The sequence below is a fragment of the Streptomyces himastatinicus ATCC 53653 genome, assembly GCF_000158915.1.
GTDB classification, from domain to species: Bacteria; Actinomycetota; Actinomycetes; order Streptomycetales; family Streptomycetaceae; genus Streptomyces; species Streptomyces himastatinicus.
On sequence record NZ_GG657754.1, the window covers coordinates 486,371 to 493,423 of the forward strand.

Sequence of the window (7,053 nt, forward strand, 5' to 3'; positions counted from 1 at the left end):
GCTCGGCGGCCAGCGTGCGGCCCACCATGATGACGGCCGTACGCACCACACCGGCCGCCTTCACCTGGTCCGCGATGTCCGCGAGGGTGCCGCGCAGCACCAGTTCGTCGGGGCGGCTGGCCATGGCGACCACGGCGGCCGGGCAGTCGGGGCCGTAGTGCGGGAGGAGTTCGCCGACCACGCGGTCCACGTAGCGGGCGGCGAGGTGCAGGACGAGCAGGGCGCGGCTGCGACCGAGGGTGGCGAGGTCCTCGCCGTCGGGCATGGGCGTGGCCTGCTGGGCGATGCGGGTGAGGATGACGGTCTGCCCGACGGTCGGCACGGTCAGCTCCCGGCCCAGCGCCGCGGCCGCGGCGGCGAAGGCGGGGACGCCGGGGACGACCTCGTACGGGATCCCGGCCGCGTCCAGGCGCCGCATCTGCTCGGCGACGGCGCTGAAGACCGACGGATCGCCGGAGTGGAGGCGGGCCACGTCGTGCCCCGCCTCGTGCGCGGCGGCGAACTCGGCGGTGATCTGGTCGAGGTCGAGCCCGGCGGTGTCGACGAGCCGGGCGTCCGGCGGGCATTCGGCCAGCAGCTCGCGCGGGACGAGGCTGCCCGCGTAGAGGCACACCCGGCAGCGGCCCAGGGTCCGCGCGCCGCGCAGGGTGATGAGATCGGCGGCGCCGGGGCCCGCGCCGATGAAGTACACCGTCATCGTGTTTCTCCGCGTTTGGTGGTGGACCACTGGGTGACCGGCATCGCCTGGCGCCATCCCGTGAAGCCGCCCACGGGGGCGGCGTGGGAGACGGCGAGGCGGACCAGGTCGCCGCCGTGGCGGGTGTACCAGGTGGTGAGCAGGGCTTCGGATTCGAGGGTCACGGTGTTGACCACGAGGCGGCCGCCCGGCGGGAGGGCGTCCCAGCAGGTCTCCAGCAGGCCGGGGGCGGTGGCGCCGCCGCCGACGAAGACGGCGTCGGGCGTGGGCAGGCCGTCCAGGGCGGACGGGGCAGCTCCGGTGACGACGCGCAGGGCGGGGACGCCGAGGGCGGTGGCGTTGCGGATGATGCGCTCGGCGCGTACCGGATCGCGTTCGACGGACACCGCGCGGCAGGCGGGGTGGGCGCGCATCCACTCCACGCCGATGGAGCCGGAGCCGCCGCCGACGTCCCACAGCAGTTCGCCCGGGGCGGGGGCGAGGGCGGCGAGGGTGGCGGCGCGGATGTGGCGCTTGGTCAGCTGGCCGTCGTGTTCGTACGCCGCGTCCGGCAGCCCGGGGACGGCGGACAGGTGCCGGGTGTCCGCTGCCGGGGCGCAGTCGAGGGCGATGACGTTGAGGGGGTCGCCGGGCGGGTGGGGCCACGCCTCGGCGGTGCCCTCGACCGTGTGCTCGCGCGCGCCGCCCAGCTGTTCCAGGACCCGCATCCGGGTCGGGCCGAATCCGCGGTCCCGCAGCAGCCCGGCGAACTTCGGCCGGGGTCCCGGCCCCGGGCGCTTCAGGACTAAGCAGTCGGCGAGCCCGGGTACAGGGCGCGGGACAGGGTGGCGAGGGGGCGGCCGACGAGACTGAGAACCTCGGTGGCCTCCTGCGCCCAGCCGAGCCGCGCACAGGCGTAGGAGACGGACGACGGATGCGGCAGCACCCGCAGCGCGCCGGGGCCCAGCAGCTCGGTGAGGGTGCGGCCGATGCCGAAGAACATGGGGTCGCCGCTCGCCAGCACACAGACCCGGCGCCCGGCGTGTTCGGCGAGCAGCCCGGGGACGGCGGGGCGCAGGGGCGACGGCCAGGGCACCCGCTCGGCGGCGCAGTCCGGTGGCAGCAGGTCGAGTTGGCGCGGTCCGCCGATGACGACCTCGGCCGTTCGGAGCGCCTCGCGACCGGCCGGGGCGAGCCCGTCCCATCCGTCGGCGCCGATGCCGATGACGGTCAGGGGGGTGGGTGGTGGGCTCACAGGTGTTCCTCGTGGTGGTTCGGGGGCGGCTGCAACTCTACTGACCTGCTAGGACGCTCCCGCTTCCGGCTCCGTCTCGGCCAGGGCCAGCAGCTGCTCCGCCGTCATCCCGGCCGGTATGGGCTCGGGCGCGGGCGTCCGCAGCGGCGGCTGCCAGCCGTCCTCGGGGGCCCAGCGCCGTATGACGCGGGCGGGCGCCCCGGCGACCACGGCGTGGTCGGGCACCTCGCCCCGTACGACCGCCCCGGCCGCGACGACGACGTTGCGGCCCAGCCGCGCCCCGGGCAGGATCACCGCGCCCGCGCCCAGCCAGCTTCCGGAGCCGATCTCGACGGGGGCGGAGCGCGGCCACTGGCGGCCGATGGGCTGGTGGGGGTCGTCGTACGAGTGGTTGTCGCTGGTCACGTAGATGTACGGGCCGCAGAACACGTCGTCGCCGAACACCACGGACCGGGAGGCGATGACATGGCTGCCGCGGCCCAGCACCACGCCGTTGCCGAGGCGCAGGATGGGGCCGGGGCCGAGGTCGAGGCCGGGCATCATGCCCGCGGTGAGGGTGACCTGTTCGCCGATCACGCAGTGCTCGCCGAGTTCGATCCACGCCTCGCCGAAGATGGTGCCCTGGGGGAACGCCAGCCGGGTGCCGGTGCCGATGCGGGCGAAGCGGTACGGTCCTGGCCGCTCGGCGGTCACCGCGCCCGCGCTCTGTACCGCGCGCCATCCGCGGTGCACCATCCGGGAGGTGGCGCGGCGGCGCCACGCCCGCCAGGATGAGAACACGTTCTCGTTCTTCGGCATGTGCACACCGTATCCGGCCGCCGCGCGCCGCGGTACGCGGTCACCGCCGCGGTACGCGGTCACCGCCGCAGGACGCAGTCACCGCCGCAGAACACAGTCCCCGCACAGACCGCCACCCGGCACCCGGTAGTACAGGCAGCAGGTGTGGCGCCGGAAGGCGAGCGGCGCGGTGGTCAACTCCCCCGCGTCACGCAGCGGCGGGTACGCGAACTGGGCGCGGGCCACGGCCAACGCCCGCTCCCCCGCCTCGTCGAGGCCCCGCGCCCGGCACCAGTCGTGCAGCACCCGCAGCGAACCCACCAGCGCCGAGGCGGCGTTGCCCCACAGCAGCCGGTCCGAGACCCGGTACGCGCGGCCGACGGCGTGGTGCAGCGGCGTCAGATGGGCGTACGCGGACTCGGCGAGCTGTCCGGCGAGCCCGCCGGGTTCGCCCTTCGCCCGCGGCGGGCCGGGCCACCACAGGTCGTCGGGGGCGGTGCGCGCGGGGTTCCACCACAGCTGGTCGGGGCGGAGGTCGTACACGGTGCCGGAGAGGGCCGCGGGGCCGAGCGCGAGCGACCAGACGCGGGCGGCGAGCCCCTGGAAGACGAGGGAGGCCGCGACCCTCGGCTCCTCGGTGCCCAGGCTCGCGGCGACCGCCTCCACCCGGCCGCGCAGCAGGGGCGCGGCGGTGTCCTCGCCGGTCAGCCGGTATGCCTCGCCGATCGGCGCGTAACCCTCCTCGCCCGGCTCACCAGGACCGGTACGCAGGGCGAAGAACGGCCCCACCTCGGCGGCCCATCCCACGGTCGGCACTCAGCCGTCGGTCGGCTCGGCCGGCGTACGGAACGCCTCCAGCAGCCGGTCCGCGGCCAGCGTCGCCGTCAGCGTGCCGTCGCGGACCTCCTGTTCGAGGCCGGGCGCGAGACGGCGCACCTCGGGGTGGGCGTGCAGCCGGGCGAGCAGCTGGTCGCGCACCATGGACCAGGTCCAGCCGACCTGCTGGTCGCGGCGCTTGGCCTCCAGCGCCCCGGTGGCCTCCAGCACCCGGCGGTGCTGCTCCAGCCGCTCCCACACCACGTCGAGCCCGGTGTTCTCGCGCGCCGAGCAGGTGAGCACCGGCGGGTTCCAGGGGGCGTCCGGGGGCTGCAACAGCCGCAGCGCGCCCGCCAGTTCGCGGGCCGCGGACTTGGCGTCCCGGGCGTGGGGGCCGTCCGCCTTGTTGATGGTGACGACGTCGGCCAGCTCCAGCACGCCCTTCTTGATGCCCTGCAACTGGTCGCCGGTGCGGGCCAGGGAGAGCAGCAGGAAGCTGTCGACCATGCCCGCGACGGCCGTCTCGGACTGGCCCACGCCGACGGTCTCCACGAGCACCACGTCGTAGCCCGCGGCCTCCATCACCACCATGGACTCGCGGGTGGCGCGGGCGACCCCGCCGAGCGTCCCGGCGCTCGGCGAGGGCCGTACGAAGGCGTTCGGGTCGACGGCCAGCCGCTCCATCCGGGTCTTGTCGCCCAGGATGGAGCCGCCGGTCCGGCTGGAGGACGGGTCGACGGCGAGCACGGCGACCCGGTGGCCGAGCCCGGTGAGCATGGTGCCCAGGGCGTCGATGAAGGTCGACTTGCCCACCCCGGGCACCCCGCTGATGCCGACCCGCCGCGCCCCGCCGGTGTGCGGCAGCAGCTCGATCAGCAGCCGCTGGGCGAGGTCGCGGTGGTCGGCCCGGGTGGACTCGACGAGGGTGATGGCGCGGGCGATGTACGCACGCTTGCCGTCGAGCACGCCCTTGGCGTACTCGTCGATGTCGATCGTCCGTGGCATTACAGCTCGTGGCCGAGATCGGCTGCCAGCTTCCGCACCAGGTCGTGGGCGGCGTCCGGGATGACCGTGCCGGGCAGGAAGACGGCGGCGGCACCGGCCTCGTGCAGGGTCTGGACGTCCTGCGGCGGGATGACGCCCCCGACGACGACGGTGATGTCCTCGCGGCCCGCCTCGGCCAGCTGCTCGCGCAGCGCGGGCACCAGCGTGAGGTGGCCGGCGGCCAGCGACGAGACGCCGACGATGTGCACATCGGCCTCCACCGCCTGCCGGGCGACCTCCTCCGGCGTCTGGAACAGCGGGCCGACGTCGACGTCGAAGCCCAGGTCGGCGAAGGCGGTCGCGATCACCTTCTGGCCGCGGTCGTGCCCGTCCTGGCCCATCTTGGCGACCAGGATGCGGGGGCGGCGGCCCTCGGCGCTCTCGAACTTCTCCACCAGCGCACGGGTGCGGTCCACACCGGACGACGGTCCGGCCTCGTCTCGATACACACCGGAGATCGTACGGATCTGGCCGGAGTGGCGGCCATAGACCTTCTCCAGCGCGTCGGAGATCTCCCCGACGGTGGCCATGGCGCGGGCGGCGTCCACGGCAAGCGCCAGCAGATTGCCCTCCAGGCCCGTGCCCGGGCCGGATTCGGCGGCTGCGGTGAGCGCGCGCAGGGCGTCCTGGCAGGCGGTCTCGTCGCGCTCGGCGCGCAGCCGCCGCAGCTTCTCGATCTGCTGGGCGCGCACCGAGGAGTTGTCGACCTTGAGGACCTCGATCTGCTCGTCGCTGTCGACCCGGTACTTGTTGACGCCGATCACCGGCTGGCGCCCGGAGTCGATCCGCGCCTGGGTGCGGGCCGCGGCCTCCTCGACGCGCATCTTGGGGATGCCCGCGTCGATGGCCTTGGCCATGCCCCCGGCCGCCTCGACCTCCTCGATGTGCTGCCAGGCCCGCCGCGCCAGGTCATGGGTGAGCTTCTCGACGTAGGCGCTGCCGCCCCACGGGTCGATCACCCGCGTGGTGCCCGACTCCTGCTGGAGCAGCAGCTGGGTGTTGCGGGCGATGCGGGCGGAGAAGTCGGTGGGCAGGGCGAGGGCCTCGTCCAGGGCGTTGGTGTGCAGCGACTGGGTGTGGCCCTGGGTGGCGGCCATGGCCTCGACACACGTACGGGTCACGTTGTTGTAGACGTCCTGCGCGGTCAGCGACCAGCCCGAGGTCTGCGAATGGGTGCGCAGCGACAGCGACTTGGGGTTCTTCGGGTCGAACTGCTTGACCAGCTTGGCCCACAGCAGCCGGGCCGCCCGCAGCTTGGCGATCTCCATGAAGAAGTTCATGCCGATCGCCCAGAAGAACGACAGCCGCGGCGCGAACGCGTCCACGTCCATCCCGGCGTCGAGCCCGGCCCGCAGGTACTCCACCCCGTCGGCGAGGGTGTACGCCAGCTCCAGGTCGGCCGTGGCCCCGGCCTCCTGGATGTGGTAGCCGGAGATGGAGATGGAGTTGTAGCGCGGCATCCGCTGCGAGGTGAAGGCGAAGATGTCGGAGATGATCCGCATCGACGGCTGCGGCGGATAGATGTAGGTGTTGCGGACCATGAACTCCTTGAGGATGTCGTTCTGAATGGTCCCGGCCAGCTTCTCGGGCGGTACGCCCTGCTCCTCGGCGGCCACGATGTAGAGCGCGAGGATGGGCAGCACCGCGCCGTTCATCGTCATCGACACCGACATCCGGTCCAGCGGGATGCCGTCGAAGAGCTGCCGCATGTCGTAGATCGAGTCGATGGCCACGCCCGCCATGCCGACGTCACCGGTGACCCGGGGGTGGTCGCTGTCGTAGCCGCGGTGGGTGGGCAGGTCGAACGCGACCGACAGGCCCTTCTGCCCGGCCGCCAGGTTCCGGCGGTAGAACGCGTTGGACTCCTCAGCGGTGGAGAAGCCCGCGTACTGCCGGATCGTCCAGGGCTGGTTGACGTACATCGTCGGGTACGGGCCGCGCAGATACGGCGCCACGCCCGGGTAGGTGTCCAGGAAGTCCACCCCGTCCAGGTCCTCCGCGGTGTACAGCGGCTTGACGCCGATGCCCTCCGGGGTGTCCCACACCAGGTCCTCGACGCCCTTGCCGACGCTGTCCTGCACCGCGGCGGCCCAGGCGGCGGAACCGGCACCGCCGCCGGACGCCGCCCCGTCGGCCGGGCCCTCGAACTCGACGGCCGAGAAATCCGGGATCCCGCCCGCTTCCACCGGGCTGCCGCCCATCACCGCACCCCCATGATGTCCAGAGCCGAGGACAGCACCTCGACCGCGTCACAGCCGGCGAAGACGAACCCGTCCACCCCGGCCCGCTCGTACTCTTCCTGAAGTGTCCCAGGCCGTCCGGCCAGCAGGACCCGGGCCGCCCCGGCGGCCTTCAGCCGCTCGGGCGACGGCCACCGCCTGCTCCGCGTACACCTTGTCGCTGGAGCACAGGCACGCGACCGTGGCGCCGCTCGCGGCGAACGCCTCGGCCACCGACTCGGCGTCGACCGTGGCCGGTTCCTGCA

At 73.8% G+C, this 7,053-nt stretch carries 5 protein-coding genes and 2 pseudogenes; all 7 read right to left on the minus strand.

The features are described 5' to 3' along the window. Window positions 1-697 (minus strand): precorrin-4 C(11)-methyltransferase (cobM, locus tag SSOG_RS02055; RefSeq protein ID WP_063631532.1); only part of this gene is annotated, 697 nt, incomplete at its 3' end. After that, window positions 694-1,910, minus strand: a pseudogene (gene cbiE / locus SSOG_RS02060) (precorrin-6y C5,15-methyltransferase (decarboxylating) subunit CbiE). The pseudogene cbiE and the gene cobM, both read right to left, overlap by 4 nt. 69 nt (window positions 1,911-1,979) lie before the next feature. Next, a complete protein-coding gene (locus tag SSOG_RS02065; RefSeq protein WP_039940491.1) occupies window positions 1,980-2,729 on the minus strand; it encodes an acyltransferase in 750 nt (249 codons plus the stop codon). 78 nt (window positions 2,730-2,807) lie between these two features. Continuing rightward, window positions 2,808-3,524, minus strand: a complete 717-nt coding sequence (locus tag SSOG_RS02070; protein WP_009712530.1) for a (2Fe-2S)-binding protein — start codon at window positions 3,522-3,524, stop codon at window positions 2,808-2,810. Continuing rightward, complete coding sequence (meaB, locus tag SSOG_RS02075; RefSeq protein ID WP_009712531.1) at window positions 3,525-4,529, minus strand: methylmalonyl Co-A mutase-associated GTPase MeaB; 1,005 nt, start codon at window positions 4,527-4,529, stop codon at window positions 3,525-3,527. After that, window positions 4,529-6,769: a methylmalonyl-CoA mutase gene (gene scpA, locus SSOG_RS02080; RefSeq protein WP_039936342.1), complete on the minus strand. Its 2,241-nt coding sequence runs from the start codon at window positions 6,767-6,769 to the stop codon at window positions 4,529-4,531. Before scpA ends, meaB begins: the two co-directional genes overlap by 1 nt. Next, window positions 6,769-7,053 (minus strand): annotated as a pseudogene (locus SSOG_RS54655) (methylmalonyl-CoA mutase); the annotation flags it as partial. The gene scpA and the pseudogene SSOG_RS54655, both read right to left, overlap by 1 nt.